Here is a 17,522-nt window from a genome sequence, read left to right as displayed (position 1 = left end):
CTGCGACGACGCTCTGACGTGCACATTTACGCAACACCACCATGTCGCAAATCGGACATTCGTCGCCCATCGACTGTTCATCGCGGCTTCACCGGGACCCCATGTCGTGCTCCACCTCACCGTCCATGGTGTAGGGGTCGCGAGTCGCACCCACTCGCGGACACCTGCTCACGACCTGAGGAGCCCCCATGCTTAAGCGTCATCTCCCCATGCTCGGCCACACCCGTGGCAACCGCCTCGCCATCACCTGCAAGCTCAAGTGCGGCGGCGCCTGCTCGCACCCGGTCCCCAACACCTCGGACAACTCGCACTTCCGCGACATCGCCGACGCCGCGATCTCGCGCCGCGTCGCGCTCGGCGCGGGCGGCGGTCTGGCCGCCGCGGTGGTCGTCGGCGCGAACGTCGCCGGCGCCCCGGCGGCGCGGGCCGACCACGGCGCCCACCCCCAGGGCGACGGGACCCTCACCTTCCAGGCCATCGACCCGGTGCCCCGCGTCGTCGACGACATGACCGTGCCCCGCGGCTACGACTGGACCCCGATCATCCGCTGGGGCGACCCGCTGTTCGAGGACTCCCCCGAGTTCGACCTCGAGAACCAGACCCGCGAGTCGCAGGAGAAGCAGTTCGGCTACAACTCCGACTACCTCAACGTCATCGTCGACGACGAGGAGGGCACCACCGGCTATCTCGTGAACAACCACGAGTACACCAACGAGAACATCATGTTCTCCCCGGAGTACATCGCCTCGAACCCCGAGGACGTCGTGGGCACCGCGATCGCCGCCCACGGCCTGTCGATCGTGGACCTCGAGCGCACCGGCGCGGGCGAGCCCTGGTCCTACGTCGTCGGCGGCCGCCGCAACCGGCGCATCACCGGCTTCACCCCCTTCACCGTGGACGGCCCCGCCGCGGGCTCGGACCTGCTGAAGACAGTCGAGGACCCCGAGGGCATGACCGTGCTCGGCACCCTGAACAACTGCGCCGGCGGCACCACCCCGTGGGGCACCGTCCTCTCGGGCGAGGAGAACTTCGACCAGTACTTCGTGGGCACCGCGGGCGTCGAGGAGCAGGAGCGCGTGGGCATCTCCCCCGGCCCCACCTCGCGCCGCTGGGACCTCGTCCACCCCCGCTTCAACCTCAACAACGAGGGCTACGAGAACGAGGCCAACCGCTTCGGCTGGATCGTCGAGATCGACCCCGACGACCCGACCTCGACCCCGGTCAAGCACACGGCGCTGGGCCGCTTCAAGCACGAGGCCGGCACCGTGCACATCGCCCGCACCGGCCACGCCGTCGTCTACTCCGGCGACGACCAGACGGACGACTACATCTACAAGTTCGTCTCCCGTCGCGTGTACCGCGAGGGCGACAAGGCGAACAACATGAAGTCGCTCAGCGAGGGCACGCTCTACGTCGCGCGCTTCGAGGGCAACTCCCCCGCCGGCGAGATCGACGGCTCCGGCGACGTGCCGTCCGACGGCGCCTTCGACGGCGCGGGCACCTGGGTCCCGCTGGTGCGCAACAACCGCTCCCTGGTCCCCGGCTTCACCGTCGAGGAGGTCCTGGTCAACACGCGTCTCGCGGCCGACACCGTCGGGGCGACCAAGATGGACCGCCCCGAGGACGTCGAGCCCAGTCCCACCAGCGGCAAGATCTACGTGGCGCTGACCAACAACTCCAAGCGCTCCCCGACTACGTCGACGAGGCCAACCCCGTCGCCGTGCCCGACGGCGGCAACCGCGACGGCCACGTCATCGAGATCACCGAGGAGCGCGACGACCACACCTCGACCCGCTTCAACTGGTCGATCCTGCTGCTGGCCGGCGATCCCTCCACCTCGGAGACCGCCTACTTCTCGGGCTTCCCGAAGGACCAGGTCTCCCCGATCTCCTGCCCGGACAACCTGGCCTTCGACTCGAAGGGCACCCTGTGGATCTCCACCGACGGCCAGCCGGGCAAGATCGGCTACTCCGACGCTCTCCACAAGGTCACCCTCGAGGGCGAGGACCGCGGCAGGGTCGAGCAGTTCCTGGCCGTCCCCGCCGACGCCGAGACCTGCGGCCCGGTCATCCACGACCTCGACGACTCGGTCTTCGTCGCGGTCCAGCACCCGGGCGAGGGCGGCGAGTGGGGCGCCCACACCTCCTACTTCCCGGACTTCGCTCCCGGCGGCGGGCTGAAGGGCGACCTGGTCGCCGTGCCGCGTCCCGCCGTGGTCCAGGTCTACCTCGACGTCCTCGACTCCGACGGCGACGAGGGCTGACCTCGCCCAGCACGCCGCCTGAGGCGGACGGGCTCCTCGCTGCGGTGAGGAGCCCGTCCCATCGTCCGAGACGCATCGGGGACGGCGAACCGAATCGGCGGACCCGACCCCGGCTCAGGCCGTGGGCGGGCCGTCCATCGCCTGGCCGACGAAGCCGGGCTCCCCGGCCTCGAGGGCGAGCGCATCGAGCCGTGCCAGCGGCGCCTCGGCGCGGCGTCGGCCCGGCGCGTCGTGCGCCTCGACCCGTGCGTCCCCGTGCGGCACGTCGCGGGTGAGGCGGAAGGAGCCGGGCTCCGCGGGCAGCGGGTCCACATGGCCGACGAGTCCGACGATCAGGTCGCGCGGCACGGGGTCGAGCCCCAGCTCCGCGGCGTGGGCGGCGCGCGTCGGGCCCGGGCGGCGGGGCGCTCGGAGAGCTTCACCCGCGCCCGGAGCGCAGCAGGATCCGGGTCAGCTCGCGGTCGCCGACGAAGCTCACCCCGGCGGCCTCGAGGTCCTCGCGGGCGGAGGCGGGCCAGTCGTAGTGGTCGAGGTCGAAGGCGCGCGGGGGCAGTCCGGCACGGGCGGCGGCCTCGTGCGGCTCCTCGAGGGAGCGGTCCGAGACGAGATGGCCCCACACGGTGCCGTGGCGGGGCCAGCGGGGGTGTCGGCGAAGACGGTCATCGGGTTCCTCCGCGGGCTCGGTGGGCGTCGGCGGTGCGGGGTGTGCGGGGTGTGCTCGATCCTGCCAGAGCGCGCGGACGTGCTCCATCGGGCCGCGTCGTCCGCTCCGGCGCAGCGGCACGGCGGGCAGGAGCATGAGGAGCCAGCCGGCGAGCACGAGCGCCGCGGCGCCCGCGGCCGCCGAGCGCGCGCCGAGGTCGAGGGTGTACGGCGGAAACAGGAGCAGGCACAGGACCGACTGGGCGAGATACGCGCTGAGCGAGACCGCGCCGAGCGCCTCGACGGCGCGCACCGCCGCGCCGAGGGGGCCGCGGGCTCCGACCGGAGGCGGGTCCGTGGCCGTGGGCGTGGCCGGGGGCGTGGGCGTGGCCGTGGCGTCCGCGGGGCCGCCGTCGGCACCCGGTGCACGCGCCGCGGGGCGCGGGTCCCACCGCGCGGCCAGCGGCGCGGCCCCGGCGGCGAGGCCGACGGCCCCGGCGAGGCCGCTGACCTGGTGGAGCACGCCGAGGATGCCCAGCACGATCTCGGCGTCGAGCCGGGTATGGGCGGGGTCCAGGACCAGCACGGCGGCGAGCGGCACCGCGCCGACCAGGCCGATCGCGAGGCCCCACCGGGCGAGCCGGCCGAGCCGCCCGCGATGCGCGGGGACGTCCTCGAGCAGGGCGCCTCGGGCCATGAGCGCGCCGAGCGCCATCGGGGAGAGCAGGCCGATCTCCTCGATCGGGGCGAGCGACAGGCCGTGCAGGGCGTCAGGCGCTCGGATCCCGACGCCGGCCAGATAGTCCGGTGCGGAGGCGGACGCGTAGCCGGTGCCGCCGCCGAGCCCGACCGTGCCGTCCACCCATCCCCAGACGCCGAGCGCCGGCAGGGTCACGATCGCGGCGGCGGCGAGCGACACCCGACCCCGGGTCATCAGCAGTGCGCAGAGCATCCCGATCACCGCGTACCCGACCAGGATGTCCCCGCTGAACAGCAGGATCGCGTGGGCGAGGCCGATCGCGAGCGGCACGAGATGCCGGCGCGCATGCGCCGGAGGAACCGTCCTGTGCGCTCCCCGCGCTCGAGGGAGCGGCGGCGGAGGATCCCGATCCCGTACCCGAACAGCGGCGCGAACAGCGGGAAGCCGCGGTTGTCGACGAGCAGGGCGAGCGGACGTCCACGACGCGGTCCGCGGCGCTCGCGTCCTGCTTCGCTTCAGCGGCACCGTCCAGGCGGAGCCGTGCGCGACCAGCCCACCAGGTTCGCCAGCGCGATGCCGAGCAGGGCGATCCCGCGCGCGAGGTCGGGACCGCCCGCACGGGCGTCGAGCGGGACGGAGGAGGTCACCGTCCTCCGGCGCCCTCCGGGGTGCCCTGGTGGTGACGCAGCGCCCAGCGGCCCCGCTCCTTCACCCACACCGAGCCGCGGCGGACGGTGCCGTCCGGGCCGGTGGTGACATAGCGCAGGAGGATCGCGCCGGGCGCGATCTCGTCGGCGAGGAAATCCTCGGCCTGCACGTCCGCCAGCGGGGCGAGGGCGGAGAGGATCTCGTCGCGGTCGTAGCTGCGCCCGCTCGCGCCGATCTCGGTGAAGGCGGGGTGCAGCGGCTCGGCCGCGCTCGGCCCCTCGGCGCGCGGCGCGTCGGTGAGCGACGCCTGCTCACGGGTGATGACCTGCTCGAAGTCGCTGGTGCCGGGGGCGTCGGCGACGAGCACCGTGTCCTCGACCGCGGTGGAGCAGGAGGCCGCGGGGGCGGGATCGGCGGTGTCGAAGAGGCTGAAGAGGTCATCCGGATCGCCGGCCGCGCCGGTCTGCGAGGAGGACGGCGCGGCCGACGGGGAGGCCGTCGACGAGGAGCCGGCCGACGGTGCGGGAGAGGAGCCGCCCTGCGCGGGGCCGCTCCCCCGGTATCCGGGACCGACCTGCGGGTCCTGCTTCTTCGCGAAGGCGGTCGCGGCGGCGTTGGCGCGCTTGTCGGCCGCCTCGTTCATGGCATGGCCGGCGTGGCCCTTGACCCACTCGAACTCGACGCGCGCCCGGCGAGCGCGCGGTCGATGTCCTTCAGCGACTCGACGTTCATGACGGGCTTGCCGTCCTTCTTCCGCCAGCCCTTGCGCTTCCAGCCCGGCATCCACTTGGTGATGGAGTTGATGACGTACTGGCTGTCGCACAGGATGTGCAGGTGCTGGTCGGCGTCCACGGCCGTCGCCTCGAGGAGGTCCAGGACGGCCTTCAGCTCGCCCATGTTGTTGGTGCCGTGGGGCCAGCCGCCCGCACGCCAGGTGTCCTCGTCGATGTACCAGGCCCAGCCTGCGGGTCCGGGATTGCCGAGGGCGGAGCCGTCGGCCGCAGCGGTGATCGTCATGGGCGCAATCGTTCCACAGCCCTGCGACGTTCCCCGCTTCGGCCAGCGGTCGCTCGCGGTCCGCTGCTCGATCCGCTGTCCGCTCCCCGTGCCTCGCGGAGCACGGCCCCGCGGACTCCAGCTCAGCCCACCGGCTTCTCGGGGGTCGCGTAGACGTGGGCGCGATGGAAGCCGACGGCCTCGTAGAGCCGGGTCGCGACGCCGCCGGTGCCGCTCGCGACCTCGAGAGCCGGACCGCTCGCGACGAGCTCGCCCAGCACCTCGACCGTCGGCCCCAGCACCTCGGGCGCGCCGCCGTCGGCGCCACGGATCTCTCCGTCGTCGAGGAGGACGGGGCGAGAGAGCACCCGGAGGTTCAGCCCTCGGTCTCGTAGGCCGCGACCTGCTGCTGGATCGCGCGGAGCCGGGAGAGGTCGAGCTTGCGCCCGCGGGCGAAGTCGACCACGCCGTTCTTCTCCTGGAACACGTCGGTCATCTGCGTGTAGCAGTAGCCGAACATCAGCGGGTCCTCGAGCGACGACGCGGGTGAGCCCTCTCGAAACGCGCATAGAGCTCCTCCTCGCTGGTGATCCGCTGACCGTAGCCCCAGGACTCGGCGGCGTTGTTCCCGGCGCGCGCCGCCTCGGCGGCCTCCTTCGCCTCCTGCTCGTTCCACCAGATGCCGCCGTACTCCGACACGAAGTAGGGCTGGCCGGCGAAGGGCAGGGAGAACTCGCCGTCGGCGAAGGGGTACTCGTCCGGGGCCAGGTCGCGGCGGTTGACGAAGGGTCGACCCTCGGCGAGCCCGGCCTGCTCGGCGCGGAAGCGCTCGGGATCCTGCTCGTAGGAGTGGGAGTCGTAGACGTCGGCGCCGCGCACCCGGTGGGAGTAGCCGGAGGCGTCGAGCACGGGGCGGGAGGGGTCGGCGAGCTTGGTCGCGTCGTACATCGCCTGGGTGACGGTATCGAGTCGCGTGAAGCGGTCGTGGAGGATCTGGTGGGTCTCGTTCAGCGGGCACCAGCCGATGATCGAGGGGTGGTTGATGTCGCGGGCGACCGCCTCGATCCACTGCCCGATGAAGGAGGCGGTGGGTCGCTGGTTGTCACCCAGCGGGCCGAGGCCCGAGACGCCCCAGTCCCCGAACTCGCCCCAGGTGAGATAGCCGTGCAGGTCCGCCCAGAAGAGCATGCGCTGGTCGAAGACCTTCTGGTGGAGACGAGCGCCGTTGAAACCGGCCTCCATCGCGAGGCGGATGTCGGTGGTGAAGGCATCGTCCGACGGGGCGGTCATGAACGAGTCCTCCCAGTAGCCCTGGTCCAGGACCAGGCGCTGGAAGACCTTCTCGCCGTTCAGGCGGTACTCGTGGGCGTTCAGGGAGGTCGAGCGCAGGCCCGCGTAGGAGCGGACCTCGTCGAGCACGGCGCCGTCGGCATCCAGCGACCGCACCTGCAGGGCGTAGAGCTCGGGCGCGCCGGCGCCCCACACGCGCACGTGCTCCTCGGGGATCGTCAGCGCCAGGTGCGGGGCGAGGTCGAGGTCGGCGCGGACGCTCGTGCGCGCGATCTCCTCCCCGCCGGGGACGGCGGCGATGATCTCGAGGGAGGTGCCGGGGGTCTTGCGCGAGAGCGGCACGTCGATCGCGAAGGAGGCGGAGGCGAGCGAGGGGATGATCCGCAGGGAGCGGATCTCGTCGGCCGGCACGCCCTCGAGCCAGACGCTCTGCCAGATGCCGGTGGTGCGGTGGTAGTTGGCGTGGGTGGGGCGGAACCAGGTGGACTGCTTGCCGCGGGCCTGGGGCGCATCGTGCGGGTCGCGGGCGCGGACCACGATGCTCACCTCGTCGCCGGCGCCGAGGTCGGGGACCTGGGAGAGGTCGGCGGCGAAGGGGGTGAAGCCGCCGCGGTGGCGGGCGACCTCGACGCCGTTCGCCCAGACGGTCGCGTCCTGGTCCACCGCCTCGAAGCGGAGGATCGGGCGCAGGCCCTCCCAGTCCGCGGGGATGGTGAGGGTGCGGCGGTACCAGACGGCTTCGAGGAAGTCGCGGTCGCCGATGCCGGAGGCCGCGGTCTCGGGCGCGAAGGGCACCGTGATCTCGTCCTCGAGGGCGCGGTCCAGCAGGCCGCGCTCGCGTCCGGTGTCGCCGCGGTCGATCTCGAACTGCCAGGTCCCGTTGAGGTTCAGCCAGGTGGGGCGCTGCGGCTGGGGGCGCGGGTGCTCGGGGCGGGGCACGTCGGGTGCGGCGGGGAGCGGGGCATCCAGCTGGGCCGCGAGCTCGTCGGCTCGGCTGAACAGCGCGGCGAGCGCCTCGGGCGACGCGGGGGTCGGAGGGGTCATCACAGGGCTCCTGGCGCGTGATCGGCGGTGATCGGTCGGGAGCCAGTCAACTCCATCACGCCGAGATGTGCAACGTTGGAAATCCCGGGCGGTCGGCCGACGGGGAGGCAGGCCGCGGCGGGAGGACACGGTGGTATCTCACATGCGGGGCACCGCCCGTCGCCTGCGAGGTGACCGCCGCGTAAGGTGGGCGGGAGTGCCGTCCTCCCGCCGCGGCACAGGTCCCGTCCGGGCGCCCCCGCACCCCTCGACGCACGGCGTCGGGCACGAGGAGCGGCAGGCCCCGCAGACGGCGACGGCGTCGGCCGGAGAGGACCGCCCCCGGCGGTCCCGACGCGACGACGACGTGCGGGGTGCAACGCACAGAGAACGGATCACCCTTCGTGACCACCCCTGACTTCGCACGCCTCGGCGTGCCCGCCTCCCTCACCGCCGCCCTCGCGCCGCTGGGGATCACCGACCCCACCCCCATCCAGGCCGCGACCCTGCCGGACTCCCTGTCCGGGCGCGACGTGCTGGGCCGGGGCCGCACCGGCTCGGGCAAGACCTACGCCTTCCTCTTCGCCGCTGGTGTCGCGCCTGCTGGAGACCCCGAAGCGCCGCACCGCCCGTCGGCCGCGCTCGCTCGTGCTCGCCCCCACCCGCGAGCTCGCCTCGCAGATCGCCGACTCGCTGAAGCCGCTGGAGAAGGCCGCCGGCCTGCGCGGCGCCGTCGTCTTCGGCGGCGTCGGCCAGAACCCGCAGGTGAACGCCCTCGCGGGCGGCGTCGACGTGCTCATCGCCTGCCCCGGACGGCTCCTGGACCTGATGGGCCAGGGCCACGCCGATCTCGGCGCCATCGAGATCACCGTGATCGACGAGGCCGACCACATGGCCGACATGGGCTTCCTGCCGATGGTGCGCCGCATCCTCGAGGCGACCCCGCGCCGCGGCCAGCGCATGCTGTTCTCCGCGACCCTCGACTCCGGCGTGAACAAGCTGGTCAAGGAGTTCCTCCACGACCCGGTCACGCACTCCGCGGACCCCGCGACGAGCCCCGTGGGCACGATGGAGCACCACGTGCTCGAGGTCGACAAGGAGACGCGCTTCGACGTGCTCGCGCGACCTCGCGGCCGCCCCCGGCCGCACCATCATGTTCACCCGCACCAAGTACGGCGCGAAGAACCTCGCCCGCAAGCTCTCCGCCCGCGGCGTGGACGCGGTGGACTTGCACGGCAACCTCTCGCAGAACGCCCGCACCCGGAATCTGGAGGCCTTCGGCTCCGGCACCGCGACGACGATGGTCTGCACCGACATCGCCGCGCGCGGCATCCACGTGGACGAGGTCGCGCTCGTGGTCCACGCCGACCCGCCCGTCGAGCACAAGGCCTACCTGCACCGGTCGGGCCGCACCGCGCGCGCCGGCGAGTCCGGCACGGTCATCACCGTGCAGACCCCGGACCAGAAGCGCGACGTGAACGACCTGATGCGCAAGGCCGGGATCACCCCCACCTACCACCAGCAGGTCGTCTCGACCAGCCCCGTCCTCACCGAGCTCGCCCCCGGCGAGCGCGTGGCGACCCATGAGCCGCGCCAGCCGGAGGAGCCGCTGGACGAGCGCCGCATGGCGGGCGAGCGCCGCGGCGGCGGCCAGGGCGGTCGCGGTCGCGGCGGTCAGGGCGGCGGACGCGGCCAGGGCGGCCGCGGCCAGGCCGGACGCGATGGCCAGGGCCGCGGGCGCGGCGAGGGTCAGCAGGTTGGTCGCGGCCAGGGCGGCCGCGGCGGCGAGGGCGGCTCCGGCCGCTCCGGCGGCCAGGGACGTTCGGGCGGCGAGCGCCGTTCCAGCGGCCAGGACCGCTCGACCGGCCAGGGTCGCAGCGGCGGCCAGGGCGGCGGGCGCCGCGACGGTCAGGGCCAGGGCTCCGGCGGCGGGCGCCGTCAGGGCCGTCCGGCCCCCACCACCTACTCGACCAGCTCCGAGGGCTCCGGCGGCGGGAACACCGTCGGCGGCGGCCTCGCGGCTTTCTCCTCCGGGCGGCGCCGATGACGGAGCCGTCGGCCGCCCACGGCCGTCGGCGCGCCGAGGCGCCCGCCGGCCACGGGATCGACGAGGTCCTCGCCGCCGCGCGTCGGGGCGTGGACCGCGTCGAGCCCGCCGACCTCGCCGCCGCGCAGGCGGCCGGGGCGCACGTGATCGACATCCGCTCGGCCGTGACGCGCGAGCCCGAAGGGCACGTCCCCGGGGCGACCGTGATCGAGCGCCTCGTGCTCGAGTGGCGGCTGGACCCCTCCTCCGCGCACCGCATGGACGGCGGGCCGGACCACGACGACCCCGTGATCGTGCTGTGCAACGAGGGGTACTACTCCTCGCTCGCCGCCCGCGACCTGCGCGACCTCGGCTTCCACCGGGCCACCGACCTCGTCGGCGGGTTCCGCGCCTATGCGCAGGCCGGCCTCCCGGTCGACGAGGAGCCCACCCGCTACGTGGACTGAGGCAGTCCGCCGCACGCTTCGAGCCCGCCCGCGGCGATCGGATCACCGGTCCCCGCGGGCGGGCTCATGCGCGCCCGATGCGCGCCGCCCGATCCGTCACCGCTCGAACCGGCGCCGGCGCGTCAGCGCGCTCGCGCTTGAGGATCTTCCCGGTCGAGGTCATCGGCAGGGACTCGGCGAGGACGATCTCGCGCGGATACTTGTAGTCCGCCATCTGCTCCTTCGCCCAGGCCTTCAGCTCCTCGGCGGTGGCGGTCGCGCCGTCGACGAGAATGAGGTGCGCGACCACCTCCTCCCCCAGGCTCTCGTGCGGGACGCCCACCACGGCGGCGAGGGAGATCTGCTCGTGGGTCAGCGGCACCTCCTCCACCTCGCGCGGGTACACGTTGTAGCCGGCGCGCACGATCATGTCCTTGGAGCGGTCGACGACCCAGTAGAAGCCCTCCGCATCGCGGCGTCCGAGGTCGCCGGTGCGGAACCAGCCGTCCCGCGACACCGCGGCGGTCTCCTCGGGGCGGCCCAGGTAGCCGGTCATGACGTTGTGGCCGCGCACGATGATCTCCCCGATCTCGTCGACCTCGCCCACGCGGGTCCAGTCGGGATCGGCGGGGTCGATCAGGTCCATCTCCACGCCCCACACCGGCAGGCCGATCGATCCGGGGCGCGGGCGCTCGCGGCGGGAGAAGGAGGCGACCGGGGAGGTCTCGGAGAGCCCGTAGCCCTCCATGATCGAGATCCCGAGGTGCTCCTTCACGCCGCGCAGGATCTCGACCGGCGCCGGGGCGCCGCCGGAGACGCCCAGGCGCAGGTGCTCGGAGAGCCCCTCGGCCGCGGCGCCCCCGGTGAGCAGGCGCAGCGCGCCCACCACATGGTGGGCACGCCCGCGAAGACGCTCACGCGGTGGCGCAGACAGCGACTCGAGGGCCTGCTGCGGCTCGAATCGGGGCGAAGATCACCAGCGTCGCCCCCATCGAGAAGCCGGCGTTCATGTTCACCGTCGCCCCGAAGGTGTGGAACAGCGGCAGGACGACCAGGTGGGTGTCCTCTCCCGGCCGCGAGTCGAACAGCCGGTTGCAGGTCAGGGCGTTCATGAGCTGGTTGGAGTGGCTGAGCTCGGCACCCTTGGGCCGCCCGGTGGTGCCCGAGGTGTAGAGCACCACGGCGGTGTCGGTCTCGGCGCACTGCACGGTGGGGAAGGTCCCGGGCCGTTCGGCGACGGCGCCGGCGAGGGTGGGCACCCCCTCGTAGGGGCTCTCGGCCGACGGGTCGGCGGTGATCAGCACGATCTGCGGCGGACGCGCCGCGGCGGCGGCACCCTCCACCACGTGGCGGCCGATGGGCGGCTCCTCGGTGCCCTCGAAGCAGAAGGCGACCGCCGCGTCGGTGTCGTCGAGGTAGTAGGTGATCTCGCGGGGCTTGTTCAGCACGTTCAGCGGGACGACCACCGCGCCGGCCTTGAGGATCCCGAAGTAGACGATCGGGAACTGCGGCAGGTTGGGACAGCTGAGCGCCACCCGGTCACCCGGCTCGACCCCGAGCTCGACCAGGAGGTGCGCGACGCGGCAGGCGGCGGCGTCGACCTCGGCGTAGGTCAGGGAGGTCTCGCCCAGCACCAGGGCGGGACGGTCGGGGGCAGTGCGGGCGCTGTCCTCGAGCACCACGGAGAGGTTGTACATGCGGCGGTCTCCTTCGTCGACGTCGCTGTGACGGGGGCCTCACAGTACGACGCGCCGCCCCCGCTTAGGGCGCGCTCCCCGTCGGGCGCGCCACATCGTGCATTTCGTCAGTTGCGCGAATGACGAAACGTTAGGGAGGATGGCGGGCATGACGACGCCCCCGGAGGACCGCGCACCCACCGAGCCGCGGCTCGCCGCGGCCGCGGACACCTTCTCGATGCTGGCCAGCCCTGCTCGCCTCCATCTCGTGCGGCTGATGAGCACGGGCCGCTACGACGTGGGCGAGCTCGCGGAGCGGGTGGGCCTGAGCCTGCCCACCACCAGCCAGCACCTGCGCAAGCCGCGCCTGACCGGCATCGTCTCGGCGACCCGCGAGGGCCGCCACAGCTACTACACCGTCGAGGACCCGCACGTGGTCCAGCTCGTCGAGCAGATCTTCGAGCACATCGCCCCCGACGGCTCCCTCGCCCCCGACCCTCCCCGCAAGGACCATCCGTGAGCGAGCACCGAGACCTCCTCCCGTCCCGTCCGCCAGAAGGTGGACCTGACGAAGTTCGCCTGGCTCTCGATCGCCGCGGCGATCGTCACGATCACCCTCAAGGCCGGTGCCTGGGTGATGACCGGATCCGTCGGCCTGCTCTCCGACGCGGCGGAGTCGGTGGTCAACCTCGTCGCCGCGGTCGTCGCGCTGATCGCGCCGCGTCGCGTTCCGTCCGGCCACCGAGCGCTTCCTCTACGGCCGGGCCAAGGCGGAGTACTTCTCCGCCGCGGTCGAGGGCGTGATGATCTTCGCCGCCGCCGGCGTCATCCTCGTCACCGCCGTCGAGCGCTTCCTGAACCCGCGACCCCTCGAGAACGTCGGCTGGGGCCTGGCGATCTCCGTGATCGCCTCGCTGGTCAACGGCGGCGTGGCGCTCGTGCTGCTGCGCGCCGGGACGAAGCACAGCTCGATCACCCTGCGCGCCGACGGCAAGCACCTGATGACCGACGTGATCACGAGCGCGGGAGTGCTGGTGGGCGTGGCGCTGGTGGTGCTGACCGGCTGGGAGCGACTGGACGCGCTCGTCGCCTTCGCCGTCGGCGTGAACATCATCGTCACCGGCATCGGCCTGATCACCGAGTCCCTCTCCGGCCTGCTGGACAAGGCGCCGCCGGACGAGGAGCACGAGGTGATCACCGAGATCCTGCGCCGCCGCACCGACGGGACCGTCACCTTCCACGGCCTGCAGACCCGCGAGGCGGGGCAGGAGAAGTACATGAACGTGCACGTGCTCGTGCCCGACGACTGGACGGTCAAGCGCGGCCACGACTACATCGAGGGCCTCGAGCACGAGCTGATGGGCGTCATGCCGACCCTGCACGTGCTCACCCATCTCGAGCCGATCTCCGATCCTGCGAGCTACGAGGACATCCCCGAGGCCCACGTCCCGATCCACGGCGAGGACGAGACCGCGCCGCGCCCGCCCCGGGACGACGCGGACGGGCAGGGCTGACCCCGTCCACATCCTCGTCGGCCCCGGACAGGTGTCCGATCCCGCCCGTACGATGAGCGGAGTCGACCGAGGGGGACTCCGATGACGCATCCGGGGCACGACGGGCACGGGCCCGTGATCGAGGGGACGACGGTGCCGCCGCGCGGCCTCGCACCGCAGGGACGGGAGTACGACCCGTTCGCGACCGGCGCGCCAGGGGGCGCGCACGGCGGTCCGACCGGCGGAGCCGTCCCGCACGGCGCAGTGCGGCCGTGGGTCCCGGCGCAGGGCACCTACGGACCGCCGCCGGTGGTCGTGATGCCCGCCGAGAAGAGCGTGGGGGTCGCCTTCGTGCTGACCTTCTTCTTCGGGGTGCTCGGCATGTTCTACGCGACCGTGCCGGGGGCGCTGATCCTGCTCGGCATCACGCTCGGCGCGATCCTGCTGGCCTCGCTCCTGATCGGCGTGCTCTCGGTGCTCACCCTCGGATTCGGGGCGATCCTCTTCACCCTGGTGCCGCTGATCGGGATCGCCGCATGGATCACGAGCATCGTCTGGGGGTGCCTGGCCGCCTCCCGACACAACGAACGCGTGCGCGCGCAGTACGCACAGGCCGGGTTCCGCCCGCCCGGGCGCTGACCAGGACCTCGAGAGGTCCCGCCGACGAGGCCTCGCCGCTCTGTGATCGGCGGGGCCTCGTCGCGTCCGGGTGCGGAGAGGGCGGACGCGGTGGGGACGGGCACGGAGGTCGCCGGGCACGGAGAGCGCCGACGCGGAGGGGCGACGCGCCCCTCGGGATGCCGCAGATCACCCACCGTGACGACTTATGACGGTCAGCACTTGCACTTATGAAGGGCGAGGGCGCACCCTGGGCCACGACCACCGCCCGGCCCACCTGGAGTCCCGCCCCGTGACCAGCCTCGCCAGCCCCCTCACCGACGCCCGCCCCGCCGAGCGCCTCGCCGAGCTCGCCGCGCACCTGCGCCCCCTGCTCGGGGACGAGGCGGTGATCGAGGACCCCGCGCCGCGCTACGCCGGCGACACGGCGGTGCAGGCTCCGGACGGCACCGCTTTCCTCCTGGTCCTGCCGGCGGACACCGCCGGGGTGCAGGAGGTCGCGCGCCTGGCCCACGAGACGGGCACCCCCGTCGTGCCGCGCGGCGCCGGTTCCGGCCTCTCCGGCGGCGCCGCCCCGAGCACCGGCGCGATCGTGCTGGGCCTGGAGCGGCTCAACCGGATCCGCGAGATCGACCTGCTCGACGAGGTCGCGGTGGTCGAGGCCGGGGTGATCACCGCCGACCTCTCCGCCGCCCTCGCCCCGCACGGCGTCTTCTACGCCCCCGATCCCGCGAGCGCGCGCCTGTCCACGATCGGCGGGAACATCGCGACCAACGCGGGCGGGTCGCACTGCGCGAAGTACGGGGTGACGCGCGAGTCCGTGCTCGGCCTCGAGGCAGTCCTCGCCGACGGCACGCCGCTGCGCACCGGGCACCGTTCGATCAAGGGCGTCACCGGCCTCGACCTCACCCAGCCGCTGATCGGCTCCGAGGGCACCCTCGCCGTCATCACCGCCGCGACCGTGCGGATCCGTCCGCTGCCCGTCGCACGACGCACCGTCCTGGCGCGCTTCGACTCGGCGGGCGCCGCGGCCGAGGGGGTGAACGCGATCTCCCGCGCCCCCGTCCGGCCCGCCGCGACCGAGCTGATGGACGGTCCCACCCTCGCCGACATCGACGCGCACACCGGCTCCGAGCTCGCCCGCGGCGAGAGCACGATCCTGCTGATCGAGCTCGACGGCTACGGCGTCGACGAGCGACTCGCGGACCTCGCCGCCGCGCTCACCGCGGCCGGCGGCACCGTGCGCGAGATCGAGGACGAGGCCGAGGCGGAGCACCTGTGGGGCCGCGCCGCTCCCGGCCGCGGCTCCGGCGCGGGCGGGCACCGCCTCGGTGAGGACGTCGCGGTGCCGAAGTCCCGCCTCGGGGAGATGTTCGAGGCGGCGCCCGGCATCGGCCGCCGACACGGCGTGGAGACCTCCGCGATCGCCCATGCCGGCGACGGGAACCTCCACCCCTCCCTCGCCCTCCCGCTCTCCGAGGACCATGCGCCCGGGCAGCTGCCCGCCCCGCCGCTGGCGGCGGCCGACGAGCTGGTCCGCACCGCGCTCGCGCTCGGCGGCACCGTCAGCGGGGAGCATGGCATCGGCACCGCGAAGCGCGGCTGGCTCGACCTCGAGCTCTCCCCCGCCTCCCGCGACCTCCAGCACCGCCTGAAGACCGCCTTCGACCCCCACCAGCTCCTCAACCCCGGGAAGGCCCTGTGATGAGCACGACCGCCCTCGACCCCGCCGCCCTGAGCCCGGAGAGCCTCTCCGCGGGGTCGCTCTCCCGACTCGGCGCACGCGAGGACCTCGCCCGCGGCTTCGGCCCCGCCGCCTCTCCCCTGCCCGGCGCCGTCTCCCTCCTCGGCGGCGCGCCGAGCGCCGGGGACCTCCCGCTGGGGGCGCCGCACCGCGCGGCCGAGGACCTCACCTCCGATCCCGCCGCGCTCGTCGGCGCGGCCGCAGTACAGCGACCCGGCGGGCATCGCGCCGCCGCGGGAGTGGATCGCGCGCCGCGAGGGCGTGGACGCCTCCCGGGTCTTTGCTCACCAACGGCGCCTTCCACGGCCTCTCCCTGCTGTTCGACGCGCCGCTGGACCGCGGCGACCGGATCGTGGTGGAGGACCCGACCTATCCGCTGATCTTCCGCGACCTCCAGCACCACGAGGTCGAGGTGTCGCCCCCTGCCGCTCACCGCGGAGGGGCTGGACCTGGATGCCCTCGAGGACCGGCTCGAGGCCGGGGCGCGGCCGAAGCCGCTCTACACGGTGCCCGACTTCCACAACCCGACCGGTCTGATCACCCCGGCTCTGCGGCGCGAGCGGCTGACCGCCCTCGCAGAGCACTACGGCTTCGTGATCGTCTCCGACAACGCCTACGCGGGCCTCGCCTTCCCCGGCGTCCAGGTGCCCGAGGACTATCCGACCGACTCGGAGCTGGTGGTGCGCGTGCGCACCTTCTCGAAGATCCTCGGGCCCGGGCGCGCCTGGGCTATCTGGTCTCGCCGAGCTGGCTCGTCGGCCCCGTGACCCGCCTGCGCGCCAACCAGGACCAGCACTCCTCCGTGCTGGTGCAGTCGGTGGTCGAGCGGGTCGTCGGAGCCGGGGGACGCGAGGGGCTCGACGGAGGCCTCGAGGCGATCGCGGACCGCGCCCGCACCCGCTACGCCCTCCGCGCCGACCTCCTCGTGCACCTGCTCGAGACCGGTGTGCCCGGCGGCGTGCGCATCGAGCGAGCGCACCGGCGGGATCTTCCTGTGGGCGCGGGTGCTGGACGACGGGATCGACCTCGCCGCGGCGCGCGTCTGGCCCGGGAGCGCTTCGGCACCGACATGGCGCTGGGGCGGTACTTCTTCCTCGCCGGGGACGACGAGGACCACGGCCGCCTGCGCGTGGGCATCAGCCACCTCGACGAGGCCGCGCTGACCGACGGCGCTGAGCGCCTGATCGCCGCCCTGACCGCGCCCGAGGCCCGGCGATGAGCGCCCGCCGCCCCGCGCCGGGAACCGTCGGCCCGCCGGAGGACGGGGCCGCGACCGTCGGGCGCACGACCACCGCACGCCCCGACGGGCCGAGCCGCCGCCGTCTGCTGCAGGGTCTCGGCGCCGGTGCGCTCGGCCTCGCCGCACTGCCCCTGGCCGGTCGCGCCTTGGAGGGCGCCCTCGCCGACGGGGGCGGCGGCGGCGGCGCGGGAGACGACCTCGAGCTGTCCTTCCTCATCTCGAACCTCGACGGCGGCTGGGTCCCCTCCAAGAGCGCGATCTCCAGCTACGAGGCGAACGTGTGGCAGCAGCTGACCGACAAGCTCGTCCACACCGACCCCGAGGGGAAGGTCACCCCGTGGATCGCCGAGTCCTGGGAGCAGAACGAGGAGGCGACCGAGTACGTCTTGCCGCACCTGCGGGGCGGCGTCACCTTCTCCGACGGCACCCCGCTGGACGCCGAGGCGGTGCTCGCGAACCTCGAGGCCTGGGCCGTCGGCCGCCCCGACGAGGGACTGGCGCGGGTGGGCCTGTTCCCCGGCGGCACCTACGAGGGCGCCGAGGCGCTGGATCCGCTGACCGTGCGGGTCTCCTTCACCGCGCCGACGCTGTCCTTCCTGCCCACCCTCGGCTATCACGGTCGCCAGCTGATGGCTCCCTCCTCCCTCGCCCTCTCCCTCGAGGAGCAGGCCGACCTGGCCCGCCAGATCGGCTCGGGACCCTTCGTGCTGGAGAGCT

Annotated in this window: 13 protein-coding genes and 6 pseudogenes; 11 read left to right on the top strand and 8 right to left on the bottom strand. The window is 73.6% G+C overall.

Annotation, left to right across the window (positions count from 1 at the left end):
- Positions 1–188 precede the first annotated feature (188 nt).
- Positions 189–2,263: pseudogene (locus WKH84_RS18965) on the top strand (PhoX family phosphatase).
- 114 nt (positions 2,264–2,377) lie between these two features.
- Here WKH84_RS18965 and WKH84_RS18960 read toward each other — a convergent pair.
- From WKH84_RS18960 to WKH84_RS18935, 6 genes and pseudogenes are all read right to left on the bottom strand, one after another.
- On the bottom strand, positions 2,378–2,611 hold the full coding sequence (locus WKH84_RS18960; RefSeq protein WP_341854755.1) for a hypothetical protein: 234 nt from the start codon (positions 2,609–2,611) through the stop codon (positions 2,378–2,380).
- A 70-nt stretch (positions 2,612–2,681) separates the two neighbouring features.
- Complete coding sequence (locus WKH84_RS18955) at positions 2,682–3,935, bottom strand: DUF4031 domain-containing protein (RefSeq protein WP_341854754.1); 1,254 nt, start codon at positions 3,933–3,935, stop codon at positions 2,682–2,684.
- Between the two features lie 185 nt (positions 3,936–4,120).
- Positions 4,121–4,252 (bottom strand): hypothetical protein, encoded by a 132-nt coding sequence (locus tag WKH84_RS18950; protein ID WP_341854753.1) that lies wholly within the window; start codon positions 4,250–4,252, stop codon positions 4,121–4,123.
- A pseudogene (locus tag WKH84_RS18945) lies at positions 4,249–5,270 on the bottom strand (ribonuclease HI family protein). The gene WKH84_RS18950 and the pseudogene WKH84_RS18945 overlap by 4 nt, the downstream one beginning before the upstream one ends.
- A 122-nt stretch (positions 5,271–5,392) precedes the next feature.
- Positions 5,393–5,617, bottom strand: coding sequence for a hypothetical protein (locus WKH84_RS18940; protein ID WP_341854752.1), 225 nt, complete (start codon positions 5,615–5,617; stop codon positions 5,393–5,395).
- A gap of 8 nt (positions 5,618–5,625) precedes the next feature.
- A pseudogene (locus WKH84_RS18935) lies at positions 5,626–7,583 on the bottom strand (sugar-binding domain-containing protein).
- Between the two features lie 383 nt (positions 7,584–7,966).
- Between WKH84_RS18935 and WKH84_RS18930 the strand changes: the two are divergent.
- Positions 7,967–9,609: pseudogene (locus WKH84_RS18930) on the top strand (DEAD/DEAH box helicase).
- Positions 9,606–10,055 carry a rhodanese-like domain-containing protein gene (locus tag WKH84_RS18925; protein ID WP_341854751.1) on the top strand — a complete coding sequence of 150 codons (450 nt, stop codon included), beginning with the start codon at positions 9,606–9,608 and terminating at the stop codon, positions 10,053–10,055. Before WKH84_RS18930 ends, WKH84_RS18925 begins: the two are co-directional and overlap by 4 nt.
- Positions 10,056–10,119: 64 nt before the next feature.
- On the opposite strand, the gene WKH84_RS18920 is transcribed toward WKH84_RS18925, so the two are convergent.
- Together WKH84_RS18920 and WKH84_RS18915 are read right to left on the bottom strand one after the other, a co-directional pair.
- On the bottom strand, positions 10,120–10,920 hold the full coding sequence (locus WKH84_RS18920; RefSeq protein ID WP_341854750.1) for an AMP-binding protein: 801 nt from the start codon (positions 10,918–10,920) through the stop codon (positions 10,120–10,122).
- Positions 10,921–10,948: 28 nt separating this feature from the next.
- Positions 10,949–11,731, bottom strand: coding sequence for an AMP-binding protein (locus WKH84_RS18915; RefSeq protein WP_341854749.1), 783 nt, complete (start codon positions 11,729–11,731; stop codon positions 10,949–10,951).
- A 148-nt stretch (positions 11,732–11,879) separates the two neighbouring features.
- Between WKH84_RS18915 and WKH84_RS18910 the strand changes: the two genes are divergently transcribed.
- The 8 genes and pseudogenes from WKH84_RS18910 to WKH84_RS18875 all read left to right on the top strand — a co-directional run.
- Complete coding sequence (locus WKH84_RS18910; protein WP_341854748.1) at positions 11,880–12,230, top strand: metalloregulator ArsR/SmtB family transcription factor; 351 nt, start codon at positions 11,880–11,882, stop codon at positions 12,228–12,230.
- Positions 12,231–12,269: 39 nt separating this feature from the next.
- Positions 12,270–13,224: pseudogene (locus WKH84_RS18905) on the top strand (cation diffusion facilitator family transporter).
- Positions 13,225–13,305: 81 nt separating this feature from the next.
- Complete coding sequence (locus WKH84_RS18900; protein ID WP_341854747.1) at positions 13,306–13,842, top strand: hypothetical protein; 537 nt, start codon at positions 13,306–13,308, stop codon at positions 13,840–13,842.
- Between the two features lie 271 nt (positions 13,843–14,113).
- Positions 14,114–15,526: an FAD-linked oxidase C-terminal domain-containing protein gene (locus tag WKH84_RS18895; protein WP_341854746.1), complete on the top strand. Its 1,413-nt coding sequence runs from the start codon at positions 14,114–14,116 to the stop codon at positions 15,524–15,526.
- Entirely contained in the window at positions 15,526–15,945 is a 420-nt protein-coding gene (locus tag WKH84_RS18890; RefSeq protein WP_341854745.1) for a hypothetical protein, read from the top strand. Before WKH84_RS18895 ends, WKH84_RS18890 begins: the two co-directional genes overlap by 1 nt.
- Before the next feature lie 42 nt (positions 15,946–15,987).
- Entirely contained in the window at positions 15,988–16,332 is a 345-nt protein-coding gene (locus WKH84_RS18885) for an aminotransferase class I/II-fold pyridoxal phosphate-dependent enzyme (protein ID WP_341856968.1), read from the top strand.
- Positions 16,329–16,784 carry a hypothetical protein gene (locus WKH84_RS18880; RefSeq protein WP_341854744.1) on the top strand — a complete coding sequence of 152 codons (456 nt, stop codon included), beginning with the start codon at positions 16,329–16,331 and terminating at the stop codon, positions 16,782–16,784. Before WKH84_RS18885 ends, WKH84_RS18880 begins: the two co-directional genes overlap by 4 nt.
- Positions 16,781–17,470: pseudogene (locus WKH84_RS18875) on the top strand (ABC transporter substrate-binding protein); the annotation flags it as partial. The gene WKH84_RS18880 and the pseudogene WKH84_RS18875, both read left to right, overlap by 4 nt.
- Between the last annotated feature and the right edge of the window lie 52 nt (positions 17,471–17,522).

Source organism: Brachybacterium sp. GPGPB12, assembly GCF_038396325.1.
GTDB lineage: Bacteria > Actinomycetota > Actinomycetes > Actinomycetales > Dermabacteraceae > Brachybacterium > Brachybacterium conglomeratum.
This window is presented reverse-complemented; position numbering and strand designations above follow the sequence as displayed.